Below are 14,935 nucleotides of genomic sequence, written 5' to 3'. Positions count from 1 at the left end.
CGCCTCGGGAGCGTCTGCACCAGGGGATCGACCGGACTGCCGTGCGGGTGTGCGAAGATCAGTTGATGGAGCGCTACCTGGCGGCTTTTCCCCTCTTCATCCCTGCCTTCGCCCTTGGCGTGCTCATGGCCGTCGCAGTCTCCCGCGTCGGTGCCCGCAAACTGAGCGAACCGCGGTGGACAGTTGCCGCGTGGCTCACCTGCACAGCCTTTGTCCTGGCACTGACCCTGACCCCATCGCAGAGCGGACTCGAACGGTTCCTGACCGATGACGACTCAATTCAGAGGCGCGTCTGGGCATGGTCGCTGCCCAACATCTGGGCAGTCACAACCGTCAACTGGCAGTTGATGAACCTGCTCATGTTCCTGCCCCTGGGCCTGACCAGCGGACTCTTCGTCGCAGCCGCCCACCGCTGGTCGGCACTGGTGGTGGCCATGAGCCTGTCGTTCCTCGTCGAAGTCGGCCAGTACGCGATCATGGCTCTCGGCAGATCGGTGTTCAGCTTCGCCACCGTCATCATCGGCTGGTGCGGCATCCTCGCCGGCTTCGGCCTCGCAGCGCTCATCCGCTGGGCGCTGTCCCGGCGCACGCTGCCTGCCACGCCGCGCCCATCACACACGCCCCGTCCACGATGACATCACCAGCCACCTGTGCCCAGACTGACGGTTAGATTGGTGGCATGGACACTCGCATCGCCGTCATCACCGGCGCCGGAAGCGGCATCGGCCGCGCGGTCGCCCGCACGCTCATCGCCCGCGGCTGGCACGTTGCCGCCCTCGGCCGCCGCCGCGACCGGCTGGAGGAGAGCCTCGACGGCGCGGCCGGCTGCCTGGCCATCGAAACCGATATCGCTGCTCCCGAGGCGGTGCGCGCGGCCTTCGCGCAGGTCGCTGAGACCTATGGCCGCCTCGACGTGCTCTTCAACAACGCAGGCATGTTCGGTCCCGCTGATGACGTCGGCGCAGCTGACTGGAACGAGGTGGCCCAGACGATCGACGTCAACGCCACCGGCGCGTTCTACTGCGCCAGTGCTGCCTTCGACCTCATGCGCGAACACGGCGGGCGGATCATCAACAACGGCTCGATCTCAGCGCAGGTGCCGCGCCCGCACTCGGTGGCCTATGCGATGAGCAAGCACGCGGTGGCCGGGCTGACGAAGGCCATCATCATCGACGGCCGGCCGCACCGGATCACCGCCACCCAGATCGACATCGGCAATGCGGCCACCGAGATCCTCACGAGCATCGGCACCGGCGAGGGTGCCCTCCAGCCCGACGGGTCCAGGCGCGCCGAGCCGAGCTTCGATCCTGCGATCGCCGGGCGGATGATCGCCGATATCGCCGAACTGCCGCTGGAGGCGACCGTCGATCAGCTGACGCTGACTGCCTCGGGTATGCCGTTCCCCGGCCGCGGCTGAGCATTCCGCCGCGCCGCTGCAACGGTCACCGCGGCAGCCCACAGCCCGCCGACGGGCAGTGAGATTGCAGCGGTGATGAGCAGAATGGTGGCGGCTGTCATCGGCCACGTCGAGCCGAGGCCGTCGAGGGTGGAGACCGGCAGGCCGAGCATCGAACCGAAGACGAACAGATAGGCCATGAGCGCTGCGAAGAGCGCGAGCGCGAGCCCGCCGAGAGCAAGCGGAGCGAAGGTGATGAGCGTGCGTCTGCGGGTCATGGTCATGGCAGCTCCTTGGGATGGCACCGGGGATGAGGTTGGCTTTCAGGCTATCTGCGGGTGGTGACATCACTGTCGGAACCGCCTGTGAAGACTGTGGGCTGCTTTCCTGGCAGCCGGCACGCGCCCCTTCAGCCTTATGCCCCTTCAGCGCAGTACCCGGCTCCACGAGGTGGAACCGGGCATAGCGTAAGAATCAGGGGACTCGTGAGGGTCAGTCCCCATCGGGAGCGTCGGCCTCGCGGCACCCTTGACGTTGTTCGTCGGTCCCGAGGCGGTTCCTGGCACCGCCTGCAGGCAGGCTCCGATTCGCTTAGGCGAACCTGCTGCACGACCTCGAAAGCCCCTCATGCTCACCGTCCTTCTGCTCGCCGGCGCCCTCGTCGCCGCCTGGGCGCTGTTCGCCCGCGTGCTCGGCCGCTGGCATGTCATGGGCCCGCTGGCCATGGTGATCGGCGGTGCGGCTGCGGGCATCTTCATCACCGACAAGGTCGGCTTCGGGCTCTTCCTCAACTCCAACGCCGCAGAGCGCATCGCCGAACTCGTCCTCGCTCTCGTCCTCTTCGTCGACGCCACCGAGGTCCGCCTCGGGGCGATGAAGGCCGTGCGCGGTCCGGTGCTGCGGCTGCTGTTCATCGCGCTGCCGATCAGCATGTTCCTGACCTGGATGTTCGCCTCGGTGCTGCTTCCGGATCTCAGCCTCGCCGTCACTCTGGCGATCGCCTGCATCATTGTGCCCGTCGACTTCTCACCGGTGACCTCGATCGTCAAGGACACCTCCATTCCGCAGCGGCTGCGCCATATCCTCAACCTCGAAAGCGGCTACAACGACGGCATCATCACCCCGCTGTTCCTCTTCGCGCTGGCAGGCGATGCGAAACGCGGCGGGCCCGGTGCCGCCTTCGGCCAGGCGATCCCGGCCTTCCTCATTGCCGTTGCCGTCGGCCTCGTCGTCGGCGTCGCCTACGCGCTGCTGGCCAATGCCAGCGGCCGGCGCGGCTGGTTCAGCGCCCAGTCGATGCGCATCGGCCTGGTCGCGGTGCCGCTGCTGACCTACACGCTGGCCGTGACCCTGCACGGCAACGGCTTCATCGCCGCCTTCGTCGCCGGCACTGTCTTCCGCATGCTGCGACGCACCCGCGAACTGCACGAGGAGCTGTCCTTAGCCGAGGACATCAGCATCATCAACAACATGGTGCTGTGGTTCGTGCTCGGCACCACCGTCATCTTCATCGGCCAGGTCCTCGAGACCATCTGGCCGATACTGCTGCTGGCCGCCCTCGCCCTCACCGTCATCCGCATGGGACCAGTCTTGCTGAGCCTGCTCGGAACAGCGCTGCCCGGCCGTGAGCGCCTGCTCATCGCCACTCTCTGCCCGCGCGGTACTGCCTCGGTCGTCTTCGGCCTGCTGGCCTTCAACGCCATCGACGACATCGACAGCGCAGCCCTCGTCTTAGCGGTCACCGAATTCATGCTCGGCGGCAGCGTGCTGCTGCACGGTCTCGGAACTCAGCCGCTGCTCCGCGTGCTGGTGCCCAGCGCCAAGCGCTGAATCGTGCTGGGGCGACCGCTCCCGAGGAGGAAATCGCCTTCTCCTCGGGCGCTGACCGGAGCCTGGGCTCAGCTGCCAAATCTGCATCTTCCCAGGTGAGGGTGCGTTGTCAGTGCCTCAACGTAGCGTATGGGGTATGAAGAGGACTCGTCGTGGAGAGGCGCTCGATGCCATGGACATCGAGGGCCTCATCCTGGCGTTTTCCCAAGCTCCGACGCTGGTCGACGATACTGAGGCCTTCGAGCGGATGAACCAGGCCGAGCGCCTCAAAGCAGCGATCACTGCCTACCAGGTGCGAGAGACCGACGCGGCGATTGACCGCCGCTTCGTCACCGAGAAGGCCGCCGGCGTTCCCGCCCATCGTCGCTGCCGCGGGTTCGGCGCCGAGGTCGCGCTCGCCCGGCAGGAATCCCCCTCCCGGGGCAGCCGGTTCGCGAAGTTCGCCCAGGTGCTCATGCGCGAAATGCCCTGCACCTTCCGGGCTTTGGAAACAGGAGAGATCTCCGAAGAGAAAGCACGAGCCGTCTTCCGGGAGGTCGCGTGGCTGCCGTCCCATCTGCGCAACTCGATCGATGCCCAGTTGCAGGAGCTCTTCGCCGGCACCGGCCTCAAGCGCCTGGCCGGAGAAGCCCGCCGCATGGCGCAGCACGCGGATCCCGCAGCCACCGTCGAGCACATGGAGTACGAGGAGAAGCAGCGGCACATCTCCGTCCGACCGGCACCGGGGAACATGGCGTATCTGACCGCCTTCGTTCCGATGCCGCAAGCCGTGGCAGCCTATGCGGCCCTGCAGAAGGCTGCCTCTGTGATGGTCGGCACGGGCGAATCAGGCGAGCGCACGGGAGCGCAGATGGCCGCCGACCTCTTCATCACCCGCCTGACGGGCCAAGAATCCGCGACCGACATCTCCGTCGAAATCCAGCTCATCATGACCGACGAGGCTCTCATCAGCGACGGTACGATTCCCGCCTGGCTGCCCGGTCATGGGCCGCTCCCTGCCGCGTTCACGCGCCGACTCCTGGAGAACAGCTCTGGTGCGGTCTACCTGCGGCGTCTCTTCACCCAGCCCGAAACCGGGCAGCTCGTGGCGATGGACTCCAAGCGCCGGACCTTCAATGATGGGCTGCGGCGGATGGTCATCTGCCGTGACGATGTGTGCCGGTCACCGTGGTGTGATGCACCGATTCGCCATATCGACCATGCCACTCCGCACGCCGCCGGTGGTGCGACGAGCTGGGCGAACGCCTCTGGACTGTGCGCGGCCTGCAACTACGCCAAGGAGAATCCCGGCTGGCGGCATACCGCGACCCCTGATTCGCTGACGGTGCGCACGCCGTCAGGCCAGGAGTACACGAGCAGGACCATCCCGATCACGTCTCCGGCGAAATCACCGGTGGCCAAGGATCCGGAGACCACCGCATCACAGGCCAGGGGAGAGAAGCGCGGCCGGGACGGTCGTCATCGCGACGGTCCGCGCACCAAGGTCCCGGCCGACGCAGGTGAGACAGAGGCAAACACCCTGCGGAGCACCATCGAATGTTCGATGGCCGACCTCATCATCGACCTGTCGGCGGCGTGACAAGCCGGCACGGTATAGGAAGCGCGTCTCGGCGATTCCAGCGAGCAGCCGCTTCGGCTGCTTCGGCTCACGCCAGCGTGTCCTGCCAGGCTGAGTACATCCGCCCGAATCGGCTGTCACCGTGAATGAGCTCTGCCGGTGTGCCATCTTCAACAACCCGGCCGGCGTCCATGACGAGCACCCGGTCGGCGATCTCAACCGTGGACAGACGGTGGGCGATGATGATCGCGGTGCGGCCTTCGAGCACACGCGCCAGGGCCTGCTGGATCAGGCGCTCGGAGGGGATGTCGAGGTGCGCAGTCGCCTCATCGAGGACGATGACATCGGGATCGGCGAGGAACACACGGGCAAAGGACACCAGCTGCCGCTGCCCCGAACTCAACCGGCCGCCGCGCTTCTTGACATCCGTGTCGTAGCCCTCCGGCAGGCTGCGCACATACGGATCCAGGCCCACCGCCTCGGCGGCGGCGAGGACCTGGGCGTCTGTGGCATCGGGGTTGCCGATGCGGATGTTGTCGGCGATCGTGCCCGAGAACAGATACGACTCCTGCGTCACCATCACCAGCGACTCGCGCAGCCGGGCATCGGCGAGCTTGCGCACGTCAACGCCGTCGAGGCGCACCGCCCCGGTCGACGGGTCGTACATGCGGGTCAGCAGCTTCACCAGAGTCGACTTGCCGGCACCGGTCGCGCCGACGACAGCGACGATCTGACCGGCGGGGATCTCCAGGTCGAAGGTCGGCAGCACCTCGGGACCTTCGGAGTCGTAGGCGAAGCTGACATCCTCGAAGGAGATCGACCGGCCGGTGCCGGTGTGCCGCTCAGGCAGCGGCTGCGGATCTGCCGGCGCATCGACATCAGGCTCGGCATCGAGGACCGCCGTGATCTTCTCCAGGGCAGCCGAGGCTGACTGGTAGAGGCTGAAGGACTGCACGAGCTCATCGAGCGGGCCGTAGAACCGGCGCAGGTACAACAGGAATGCGGCCAGCACACCGAGCTGGGTGTAGCCGTTGATGACGAGCCAGCCGCCGAGCAGGATGATCCCGGTCTGCGACAGGTTGCCGATGAGCCGGGTGCCGCCGGCGAACGTCGCCACCCCGTGCAAGGCATCGGTGTTGGCCTGCGCGTAGACGGCGTCCTCCCCGGTCAGCCGCTCAAGGCCCGGGCGCTGCCGGCGGAAGGACTGGACGGCGCGGATCCCACCCATCGTCTCAACGAACTGGACGATGACCCGGGCGATCGAGGTGCGGGTGCGCCGGTACGCTGAGCGCTGCTGCCGGTGGGCGTAGACGGTGAGGAAGACCAGCGGGATGAACCCGGCGAACGCCACGAGCGCCAGCGGCACGTTCATGACCACGAGCGTCACCGCGATCGCCGACATCGTCAGCAGCGAGAGCACCATGCCGTTGAGCGCCTGTGAGACGAACTGCTGGACGGACTCCATGTCCGAGGTCTGACGGGAGACGAGCCGGCCAGAGGTCGAGCGTTCGTGATAGCGCAGGTCGAGACGCTGCACATGGGTGAACAGCCGGCCGCGCAGATCGAAGAGGATCTTCTGGCTCAGCCTGCCGTTGAGCCGGATGCTCAGCCAGGTCGCCGCAGCATCGGCTACGCCGGTCAGCGCGACCGCGGCGATCGCGACGACCAGCGGGCCGCTGTCACCGCCCAGCGCAGCCGGCAGCCCATCGTCGATCGCGCGGGCGACGAAGAACGGACCGGCCACGCTCATGATCCCGCCGACGGTGATCGAGACGATGAGGACGACTGCCAGCGCCAAGTGCGGGCGGATGAGCGAGGCGAGCAGTCTGCGTGCCCGCCGGGAGATGTCCGGCGGCAGCTCATCGATCTCCGGGTCGTCGGCCCGGTCAGGCTGTGCGGGACTCATCGGCGCACCTCCTCAGTCTCGGCAGCGGCATGTGAGCTGGCACCCATGAGGTCGCGGTAGTGGCGGTTGCGGGCCAGCAGCTCGTCGTGGGTGCCGGTGTCGGTGATCCGTCCGCCCTCGAGCACCGCCACCCGGTCGGCCAGGGCAGCGGTGGAGGGCCGGTGGGCGATGGCGAGTGTCGTCGAATCGCCGAGCACTCGCCGCAGTGCCGTCTGCACGCGGTCCTCGGTGTCGACGTCGACAGCGGAGAGGGGGTCGTCGAGGACGAGCACCCGGGGCTTGCCGATGACGGCGCGCGCCAGTGCCAGCCGCTGGCGCTGACCGCCCGACAGCGACAGGCCCTGCTCGCCGACTTCGGTGTCGAGACCGTCGGGCAGTCGGCGCACGAAATCGGCTGCCGCTGCGATCTCAAGCGCCTCCCACACCTCGGCGTCGGGGCCATGCGCGTCGCCCAAGTCAGAGGTGCTGGTCGCCGGTCCCGAGGTGCCGCTTTCCGGTCCCGAGGTGGCGGTTTCCGTTCCCGAGGCGCCGGCTGCCCTGCCCGAGGTGCCGGTTTCCGCAGCCGGGAGGGCACGGTCATCGGCGTGCTTGAGGCCCATGGCGACGTTCTCGCGCACGGTCGTGGAGAACAGCACCGGGTCTTCGAAGGCGACGGAGACGATGCGACGCAGCTCGTTGATCCGGAAGTCGCGCAGATCGGTGCCGTCGAGGGTGATGGAGCCAGCCGTGACATCCTGCAGACGCGGCAGCAGTGCGGCCAGTGCTGTCTTGCCGGTGCCGGTCGCACCGACGAGGGCGAGTGTCTCACCTGGTGCGATGTCGAGGTCGATGTGTGTGAGGATCGGCTCCTCGGCATCGGCGAAGCGGTACTCGACAGCGTCGAAGCGGATGTGCCCGGCGTAGCTGTGCGGCTGCGGGTCCTCGCTGATCTCGCCGTCGGGGTCGGTGATGTCGAAGGGCAGGTCCATGACCTCCCAGTAGCGATTGGCGGCGGTGACCGACATGAGGAAGTCGGCGAGGAGGAAGCCGACCATCTCGATGGGCATGCGCAGGAACATCGTCACCGTCAGCGCGGCGATAACCTGCCCGACGGTCATCCACCCGCCGATCACACCCCAGGTGCCCACCGCCAGGATCGCCGTGAGCGCAAGCACCGGGATCATGATCGCAGCGCCGAACATCCACGAATCGACATAGGCCTTCGTCAGCTCGAAGCCGCGCAGCCGCTCGGACAGGGCGCGGAACCGCTGCGCCGCCCAGGGAGAGCGGCCGAAGGCCTTGAGGATGCGAATGCCCTGAACGGCCTCTTCGACGTCGGTGGCGATCTCGCCCATGGTGTCCTGGGCGCTGCGGGAGGCCAGCCGGTAGCGGCGCTCGAGCACCGCAATGGCGGTCACGGTCGGGACGGCTGCGGCGATGGCGATGATGCCGAAGTACGGGTGCAGGGACGCGAGGATGATGCCGCCGCCGAGCACGATGAGCGGGCTGGCGATGAGGAACTGCAGGCCGAAGGCGAAGAACCGCCGCAGCTGGGAGAGGTCGTTGACGGCGCGGGAGAGCAGCTGGCCGGCCGGCCATGCGTCGTGGACGCCGACGGCGACGTACTGCAGCCGGTCGTAGAGACGCTCGCGCCACAGCACTTCCCAGCGCGAGGTGATCGGCGCGATGAGCCGGCGGCGCAGCCACACGGCGGCGGCTTCGGCGATGCCGATGAGCAGGATGAGGGCCAGGGGCGCGAGCATGCCGGCGAAGTCACCGCGGGCGATCGGCCCGTCGACGATCCAGCCGGTGATCATCGGCACGAGCAGGGCGATGCCCATCGATCCGAGGGTGAGGACGAAGATGAAGAGGTAGACGCCCAGCCGTGCTCGCACGTCAGGCCAGAATCTCCACAGTGAGCGCATGATTCATCAGCCTAGTGGAGTTTCGGGCACCTGCATGGATGCGCAGCGGACTTCTTCACCCGCTCCGCCTGCTGGTGGCAGAATCACGCCGCGGCACCGCACCCTGACTGCTCAGACGCGAACGCGCCGACGGCGGCGTCGGTTACGCTGGCTGGCATGAGTTCCGAGACCGCGGACACGGTGCGCCTGCACGTGCAGCCGTGCACGCAGATCATCCCGTTCTGGCACATCGACACCCCGCCGGGCATCACTGCCGAGATCCGGGTGCGCGCCGCTGCCGAGGTGACCGGCGCGTTCTCCGATTGGGTGACCGTGGCCTCCTGGTCGAGTCAGGGGACAGGGGAGTCGACGACGCTGACCGCCCAGCAGGTCCACGGTCTGCGCACCGACGCCGACACCGTCTTCGTCGACACCGCCGCACTCGGCGGCCCGGCCCGGGTCGTCGATCTGGCAGTCCGGGCAGTGCCTGCCGCGAGGGCAGCTGCAGCACCTGTGACCGTGCACTGGATCGATGCCCTCACCCGCGGGCCAGCCCGGCCGCGTGCGGAGATCACCGCTTCGGTTCCGCGCGGCATCGACATCGAGCACCGGCTGCCGCAGATCAGCCAGCACGCCTGCGGTGTGCTCGACGGCTACGCGCAGGCCGACAGCTGGTGCTCACCGACGTCACTGACGATGGTGATGGAATGGCTGTCCGCAGGCGGCGCGCACGCCGGGCTGGACGCTTCCGGAGTGTCGTCTCCTGCCGGTGAGGACGCCGCAGACCGCGTCCACCCGACGATCCGCGGAGTGTGGGATCGCACGTACGGTGGTACCGGGAACTGGGCGTTCAACGTCGCCTGGGCGAACGGGCAGGGTTTCGACGCACGGCTCGACGCGCTGGCCAGCATGCGGGAGGCCGAGGAGCTGCTGGCGGCGGGGGAGGTGCTCATCGCCTCCGTGTCCTTCACCTCCGAGCAGCTGCCCCAGGCCGGCTACCCGACGGCTGGGCATCTGCTCATCATCACCGGTGTCACCTCCGCAGGCGATGTCCGCGTCCATGATCCCGGCCGGGCGATCGCCGACGGTGTGCGCGCGGTCTATCCGCGGGAGGCCTTCGAACGAGCGTGGCTGTCAGCCGAGGGCTCCGGCGGCCTCGTTTATCGGATTGCCCGGCGCTGAGCACCGGAAGCGGCACGGCGCGTCGGGTAAGTGACTAGGCTGCGTCCGTCGTGCGCCGCAGCTGCACCACCACCTCGGCATGGGCGGTGTGGGGGAACATATCGAGCATCCGGGCTGCCGTCACCTGATAACTGGGCATCTGCTTGAGGTCCCGGGCGAGTGAGCGGGGATGGCAGCTGGAGTAGATGACATCGCAGATCCCCGAGCCCTCCAGCCAGCCGGCCAGCGCACCGATCCCGCGCCGCGGTGGATTCACCACGACGACATCGGGCAGCACGTCCTGCTCACCGGCCCAGTCGGCGGCATCGGCGACGACGAAATCGGCGGTGAGTCCCGCCTCGGCGGCGGCTGCCTGCGCTGAGGCGATCGCCTCAGCGGAGACCTCGACTCCGGTGACCGCGCGCCCCGGCGCGGCCAGATGCAGCGCGAACCCGCCGACGCCGCAGTACAGATCCCAGATTCGCAGCGTCCCGGCGTCAGGACCGGCGCCAGTGCCGGCGTCAGCTGATCCGGGACCGCCAGTGCCCCCAGTGCCCGGGCGGCGCCGGGCCTCGATCTCATCAGCCCACGCCGCAACCTGCTCGTACAGCTGCCCGGCGACCGCCGTGTTCGTCTGCACGAACGAGCGCGGCAGCACCTGCAACGTCACCCGGCCCTGGCGCATCGGCAGGTGCCGATCCCCGGCGATGTGGATCTCCTCGGCACCTTCGAGCACCGCCGAATGCTGCGGGTGGATGTTCGCACTCACCACCCGCACCCCGTCGACCGCATCGGTGAGCACGCTCAGATGCTCGCGGATCCGGGGGACCGGCTTGGGCGTGCGCAGCACGAAGCGGACCATGAGCTCACTGTCGGCAGAGACCGTGACGATGATGTGCTTGAGCTCCCCGCGCCGGCGCGTGACGTCATAGGGGGGAATCTGCGCGCGCCGGATGAGCGCCGGCACCGCATCGAGCAGCCGGAGAACCGAAGCGGGATACAGCGGGCAGTCGCGCAGATCGATCCCGGCACCGGTCTCGTCGAGGATGCCGAGGATCGGGTCGTTGACGGTGCCGGAGACGACCATCTTCGCCTTGTTGCGGAACCCGGCATCCGGGCCGGTGACCGGCGGCAGCCAGCGGATGCCGGCCGCCTCGCCCGAGGCGTCGGCTGGGGCCGTGCCCGACGTGTCGGCAGGGGCCGTGCCCGAGGCGGTGGTGGCCTCCGTCAGCAGGCGCGCGATCTCATCCTGCGAACGCTGCACCCGGACCGGAGAGGGCAGCGGCAGGAGGGTGCAGGACCGGCATCGACCGGCATCGTAATGAGCGCATTCCATCGCTGCAATCATAGTCGTCCCACCAGGCGGACGTTACCGGCCGGCATTTGACATGCCCATCGCTGACGGGAATGATGGGGGTCATGAGCAACATTCTCGTCGTCCTCATTATGCAGCGCGCGGTTCACCCGTAAGCTGTCGCTTGACGACGATCCGCGCGCCCCATACCGATCCGGTACGGGGCGTTTTTTATGACCAGACCAAAGGAGTCTCCGTGGGATCTCACGCCCCGGCACCGCAACCGGCCCGACAGGCCGTTCCGCAGCCGCCGACGCCGAGCCCGGCGCACCCCGCCCCGGCCAGGCGCAGCGACTATCACGAACCGGAGATGCTCACCGGCGCACAAGCAGTCGTGCGCACCCTTGAGCGCCTGGGCGTCGACACGGTCTTCGGGCTTCCCGGCGGCACCATCCTGCCGACCTACGACCCGCTGCTCGACTCCGAGAAGATCAACCACGTGCTCGTCCGCCACGAGCAGGGCGCAGGGCATGCCGCCGAAGGCTACGCCGCGGCCACCGGGAAGGTCGGCGTGTGCATGGCGACGTCCGGGCCCGGAGCGACGAACCTCGTGACCGCGATCGCCGATGCGCACATGGACTCCGTGCCGATCATGGCGATCACCGGCCAGCAGGCCTCGAACATGCTCGGCACCGACGCCTTCCAGGAAGCTGACATCGTCGGCATGACGATGCCGGTGACCAAACACAGCTTCCTCGTCACCCGTGCCGAGGACATCCCGCAGGCGATCGTGTCTGCCTACCTCATCGCCTCCACCGGACGCCCCGGACCGGTCCTTGTCGACATCACCAAGGACGCCCAGGCCAGCACAGCACCCTATGTCTGGCCGGAAGAGCCGCAGCTGCCGGGCTACCGCCCGGTGCTCAAGCCGCACGCCAAGCAGATCCGCGAGGCAGGCCGGCTCATCGCAGGCGCCCGCAGGCCGGTGTTCTACATCGGCGGCGGCGTCATCCGCTCCGGAGCCGAAGAGGAGCTGCTCGCCCTGGCCGAGGCGACGAAGATCCCGGTCGTCACCACCCTCATGGCGCGTGGGGCCTTCCCCGACACCCATGAGCAGCACCTCGGGATGCCGGGCATGCACGGCACCGTCGCCGCAGTCGCCTCCTTCCAGAAGGCCGACCTGCTCATCGCCGTGGGCACCCGGTTCGACGACCGCGTCACCGGCGACCTGGGTTCCTTCGCCCCACGGGCGAAGGTCATCCACGCTGACATCGACCCAGCCGAGATCGGCAAGAACCGGTTCGCCGATGTGCCGATCGTCGGAGACGCCGCCGAGGTGCTGCGCCAGCTGCACAGCGAGCTGCGCGAACAGCAGCCCGAGGTGCTCGAAACCGGGTACGAAGCCTGGTGGAAGGTCCTCAACTCGTGGAAGAGCACTTACCCGCTGGGATACGAGCACAACAGCGAAGGGCTGTGCGACCCCGAGTACGTCATCAAGCGGATCTCCGCGCTGACCGGCCCCGAGGGCATCTACTGCGCCGGCGTCGGCCAGCATCAGATGTGGGCCAGCCAGTTCGTCACCTACGACCGGCCCCGCTCATGGCTCAACTCCGGCGGCCTGGGTACCATGGGCTACGCCGTGCCGGCAGCCATGGGTGCCAAGGTCGGCGAACCCGACCGGCAGGTGTGGGCGATCGATGGCGACGGCTGCTTCCAGATGACGAACCAGGAGCTGGCCACCTGCGTCATCAACAAGATCCCGATCAAGGTCGCGATCATCAACAACTCCTCACTGGGCATGGTCCGGCAGTGGCAGACGCTGTTCTACGACGGCCGCTACTCCCACTCCGACCTCAACACCGGCCACAACACCGTGCGCGTGCCCGATTTCGTCAAGCTCGCCGAAGCCTACGGCGCCGTCGGCTTGCGGGTCGAATGCAACGACGACGTCGACGCCGCAATCGAGCAGGCACTCGAGGTCAACGACAGACCGGTCGTCATCGACTTCACCGTCCCACCTGATGCGATGGTGTGGCCGATGGTCGCCGCCGGCGTCAGCAACGATGAGATCCAGTACGCCCGCGATCTGCGCCCGGACTTCGGGGCAGAGGAAGAGGAGGAAGGTCAGGCATGAGCCGTCACACCCTCTCTGTGCTCGTCGAGAACAAGCCGGGCGTCCTCACCCGCTTCACCGGCCTCATCGCCCGGCGCGGCTTCAACATCCACTCCCTGGCTGTCGGCACCACTGAACGCGAGGAGCTCTCGCGCATCACCGTCGTCGTCGACGTCGGCAGCGTCGCCCTCGAACAGGTGACCAAGCAGCTGAACAAGCTCGTCAACGTCATCAAAATCGTCGAGCTCGAACCCGAAGCCTCGGTCCGGCGCGCGCACATGATCTTCAAAGTCCGGGCCGACGCCGCCGCCCGGCCCCAGATCGCCAGCGCCGTCGAGATGTTCCGCGGGCACATCGTCGACGTCGGCCCCAACACCATCTGTGTCGAAGCCACCGGCGAACGCAGCAAGCTCGACGCGCTGCGCCAGGTGCTCGAACCCTTCGGCATCAAGGAGATCGTGCAATCCGGCACGGTCGCCATCGGCCGGGGATCGAAGTCGATGACCGACAGGGCCCCGCGCGTGTGAGACCAGGTGCCCACCGCCTCGGGAACGGAACCACCGCCTCGGGCGCGGAAGCACCACCAGACCAGCTGACAGAATCCGGACACCCCGACATCCGTCTCAGGTTCCGGCACTACGATTGAGACAAGACCCGGCGGCGGGCGATCCCGCCGCTGACCAGCACCACCAGACCCCAACACAAGGAGAATCCCATGGCAGAGCGCTTCTACGACGACGATGCTGACCTGTCCGTCATCCAGGGCAAGAAGGTCGCCGTCATCGGCTTCGGTTCGCAGGGCCACGCCCACGCACTGAGCCTGCGCGACTCCGGCGTCGACGTGCGCATCGGCCTGTCCGAAGGCTCGAAGAGCCGTGACAAGGCCAGCGCGCAGGGACTCGAAGTCGGCACCCCGGCCGAGGTCGCGAAGTGGGCTGACGTCGTCGTCATCCTCACCCCCGACCAAGTGCAGGCCGACATCTACAACAGCGAGATCAAGGACCAGCTGAGCCCCGGCGACACGCTCGTCTTCGCCCACGGATTCAACATCCGCTTCGACTACATCACCCCGCCTGAGGGTGTCGACGTCATCATGGTCGCCCCGAAGGGCCCAGGCCACGTCGTGCGCCGCGAGTTCGTCGACGGCCGCGGCGTGCCCGTGCTCGTCGCCGTGGAGAAGGACGAATCCGGCAAGGCCTGGGACACCGTGCTCTCCTACGCCAAGGGCCTCGGCGGCCTGCGCGCGGGTGCGATCAAGACGACGTTCACCGAGGAGACCGAAACCGATCTGTTCGGTGAGCAGACCGTGCTCTGCGGCGGTGTCTCCCACCTCGTGCAGTACGGCTTCGAGACCCTCACCGAGGCCGGCTACCAGCCCGAGATCGCCTACTTCGAGGTGCTGCACGAGCTCAAGCTCATCGTCGACCTCATGGTCGAAGGCGGCATCGCCAAGCAGCGCTGGTCGTGCTCGGACACCGCTGAGTACGGCGACTACGTCTCCGGCCCGCGGGTCATCACCCCGGAGGTCAAGGAGAACATGAAGGCCGTCCTCGCCGACATCCAGTCCGGTGCCTTCGCCCAGCGCTTCATGGACGACCAGAAGAACGGCGCCAAGGAGTTCAACGAGCTGCGCGCCAAGGAGGAGAAGCACCCGATCGAGTCAACCGGCCGGGAGCTGCGCAAGATGTTCGCCTGGCTCAAGGACACCGACGACGACTACACCGAAGGCACCGCCGCCCGCTGATCCAGCGGTGCTGTGCGAGCGGCTGAGGCTGGTGAAGGCCTCTGCCTGTT

At 67.7% G+C, this 14,935-nt stretch carries 12 protein-coding genes; 8 read left to right on the top strand and 4 right to left on the bottom strand.

Annotated features, from left to right (window positions below; translation table 11 throughout):
* A partial coding sequence (locus tag M3C25_RS11950; protein WP_259856907.1) for a VanZ family protein occupies positions 1 to 635 on the top strand: 635 nt, incomplete at its 5' end.
* Positions 636 to 679: 44 nt separating this feature from the next.
* Complete coding sequence (locus M3C25_RS11945; protein WP_259856905.1) at positions 680 to 1,417, top strand: SDR family oxidoreductase; 738 nt, start codon at positions 680 to 682, stop codon at positions 1,415 to 1,417.
* On the opposite strand, the gene M3C25_RS11940 is transcribed toward M3C25_RS11945, so the two are convergent.
* Positions 1,369 to 1,680 (bottom strand): hypothetical protein, encoded by a 312-nt coding sequence (locus M3C25_RS11940; protein ID WP_259856903.1) that lies wholly within the window; start codon positions 1,678 to 1,680, stop codon positions 1,369 to 1,371. The two genes, M3C25_RS11945 and M3C25_RS11940, sit on opposite strands and share 49 nt — an antisense overlap.
* 343 nt (positions 1,681 to 2,023) lie before the next feature.
* Between M3C25_RS11940 and M3C25_RS11935 the strand changes: the two genes are divergently transcribed.
* Together M3C25_RS11935 and M3C25_RS11930 are read left to right on the top strand one after the other, a co-directional pair.
* Positions 2,024 to 3,226, top strand: coding sequence for a cation:proton antiporter domain-containing protein (locus tag M3C25_RS11935; protein ID WP_259856902.1), 1,203 nt, complete (start codon positions 2,024 to 2,026; stop codon positions 3,224 to 3,226).
* A gap of 136 nt (positions 3,227 to 3,362) precedes the next feature.
* Positions 3,363 to 4,805, top strand: coding sequence for an HNH endonuclease (locus M3C25_RS11930; RefSeq protein ID WP_259845625.1), 1,443 nt, complete (start codon positions 3,363 to 3,365; stop codon positions 4,803 to 4,805).
* A 67-nt stretch (positions 4,806 to 4,872) separates the two neighbouring features.
* Here M3C25_RS11930 and M3C25_RS11925 read toward each other — a convergent pair whose 3' ends face one another.
* Together M3C25_RS11925 and M3C25_RS11920 are read right to left on the bottom strand one after the other, a co-directional pair.
* Complete coding sequence (locus M3C25_RS11925; protein WP_259845624.1) at positions 4,873 to 6,690, bottom strand: ABC transporter ATP-binding protein; 1,818 nt, start codon at positions 6,688 to 6,690, stop codon at positions 4,873 to 4,875.
* The gene (locus tag M3C25_RS11920; RefSeq protein ID WP_259845623.1) at positions 6,687 to 8,564 is read right to left on the bottom strand and encodes an ABC transporter ATP-binding protein; all 1,878 of its coding nucleotides are present in this window, start codon (positions 8,562 to 8,564) and stop codon (positions 6,687 to 6,689) included. The genes M3C25_RS11925 and M3C25_RS11920 overlap by 4 nt, the downstream gene beginning before the upstream one ends.
* Before the next feature lie 186 nt (positions 8,565 to 8,750).
* On the opposite strand from M3C25_RS11920, the gene M3C25_RS11915 reads away from it, so the two are divergent.
* Complete coding sequence (locus M3C25_RS11915) at positions 8,751 to 9,755, top strand: C39 family peptidase (RefSeq protein WP_259856900.1); 1,005 nt, start codon at positions 8,751 to 8,753, stop codon at positions 9,753 to 9,755.
* A gap of 34 nt (positions 9,756 to 9,789) precedes the next feature.
* Here the strand turns inward: M3C25_RS11915 and M3C25_RS11910 are convergent, their stop codons facing one another.
* Positions 9,790 to 11,070, bottom strand: coding sequence for a methyltransferase domain-containing protein (locus M3C25_RS11910; RefSeq protein ID WP_259856899.1), 1,281 nt, complete (start codon positions 11,068 to 11,070; stop codon positions 9,790 to 9,792).
* 328 nt (positions 11,071 to 11,398) lie between these two features.
* Here M3C25_RS11910 and M3C25_RS11905 point away from each other — a divergent pair, with 328 nt between their 5' ends.
* The 3 genes from M3C25_RS11905 (at position 11,399) to ilvC (ending at position 14,885) form a co-directional block, all read left to right on the top strand.
* Positions 11,399 to 13,162, top strand: coding sequence for an acetolactate synthase large subunit (locus M3C25_RS11905; protein ID WP_375545131.1), 1,764 nt, complete (start codon positions 11,399 to 11,401; stop codon positions 13,160 to 13,162).
* Positions 13,159 to 13,668: an acetolactate synthase small subunit gene (gene ilvN / locus M3C25_RS11900; RefSeq protein ID WP_165882485.1), complete on the top strand. Its 510-nt coding sequence runs from the start codon at positions 13,159 to 13,161 to the stop codon at positions 13,666 to 13,668. Before M3C25_RS11905 ends, ilvN begins: the two co-directional genes overlap by 4 nt.
* Before the next feature lie 188 nt (positions 13,669 to 13,856).
* Positions 13,857 to 14,885 carry a ketol-acid reductoisomerase gene (gene ilvC / locus M3C25_RS11895; RefSeq protein WP_170273364.1) on the top strand — a complete coding sequence of 343 codons (1,029 nt, stop codon included), beginning with the start codon at positions 13,857 to 13,859 and terminating at the stop codon, positions 14,883 to 14,885.
* The last annotated feature ends 50 nt before the right edge of the window (positions 14,886 to 14,935 follow it).

The sequence above is a fragment of the Brevibacterium luteolum genome, from assembly GCF_025147615.1.
In the GTDB taxonomy this organism is placed as follows: Bacteria; Actinomycetota; Actinomycetes; order Actinomycetales; family Brevibacteriaceae; genus Brevibacterium; species Brevibacterium luteolum.
Note: the sequence above shows the minus strand (reverse complement) of the source record. Positions and strands in the feature narration are given on the sequence as shown.

What these genes read in the sequence shown, in the direction of transcription:
- M3C25_RS11910 (WP_259856899.1), bottom strand. Translation starts at nt 11,070, where the DNA reads ATGGAATGCGCTCATTACGATGCCGGTCGATGCCGGTCCTGCACCCTC.
- M3C25_RS11945 (WP_259856905.1), top strand. Translation starts at nt 680, where the DNA reads ATGGACACTCGCATCGCCGTCATCACCGGCGCCGGAAGCGGCATCGGC.
- M3C25_RS11940 (WP_259856903.1), bottom strand. Translation starts at nt 1,680, where the DNA reads ATGACCATGACCCGCAGACGCACGCTCATCACCTTCGCTCCGCTTGCT.
- M3C25_RS11915 (WP_259856900.1), top strand. Translation starts at nt 8,751, where the DNA reads ATGAGTTCCGAGACCGCGGACACGGTGCGCCTGCACGTGCAGCCGTGC.
- ilvC (WP_170273364.1), top strand. Translation starts at nt 13,857, where the DNA reads ATGGCAGAGCGCTTCTACGACGACGATGCTGACCTGTCCGTCATCCAG.
- M3C25_RS11935 (WP_259856902.1), top strand. Translation starts at nt 2,024, where the DNA reads ATGCTCACCGTCCTTCTGCTCGCCGGCGCCCTCGTCGCCGCCTGGGCG.
- ilvN (WP_165882485.1), top strand. Translation starts at nt 13,159, where the DNA reads ATGAGCCGTCACACCCTCTCTGTGCTCGTCGAGAACAAGCCGGGCGTC.
- M3C25_RS11925 (WP_259845624.1), bottom strand. Translation starts at nt 6,690, where the DNA reads ATGAGTCCCGCACAGCCTGACCGGGCCGACGACCCGGAGATCGATGAG.
- M3C25_RS11905 (WP_375545131.1), top strand. Translation starts at nt 11,399, where the DNA reads ATGCTCACCGGCGCACAAGCAGTCGTGCGCACCCTTGAGCGCCTGGGC.
- M3C25_RS11930 (WP_259845625.1), top strand. Translation starts at nt 3,363, where the DNA reads ATGAAGAGGACTCGTCGTGGAGAGGCGCTCGATGCCATGGACATCGAG.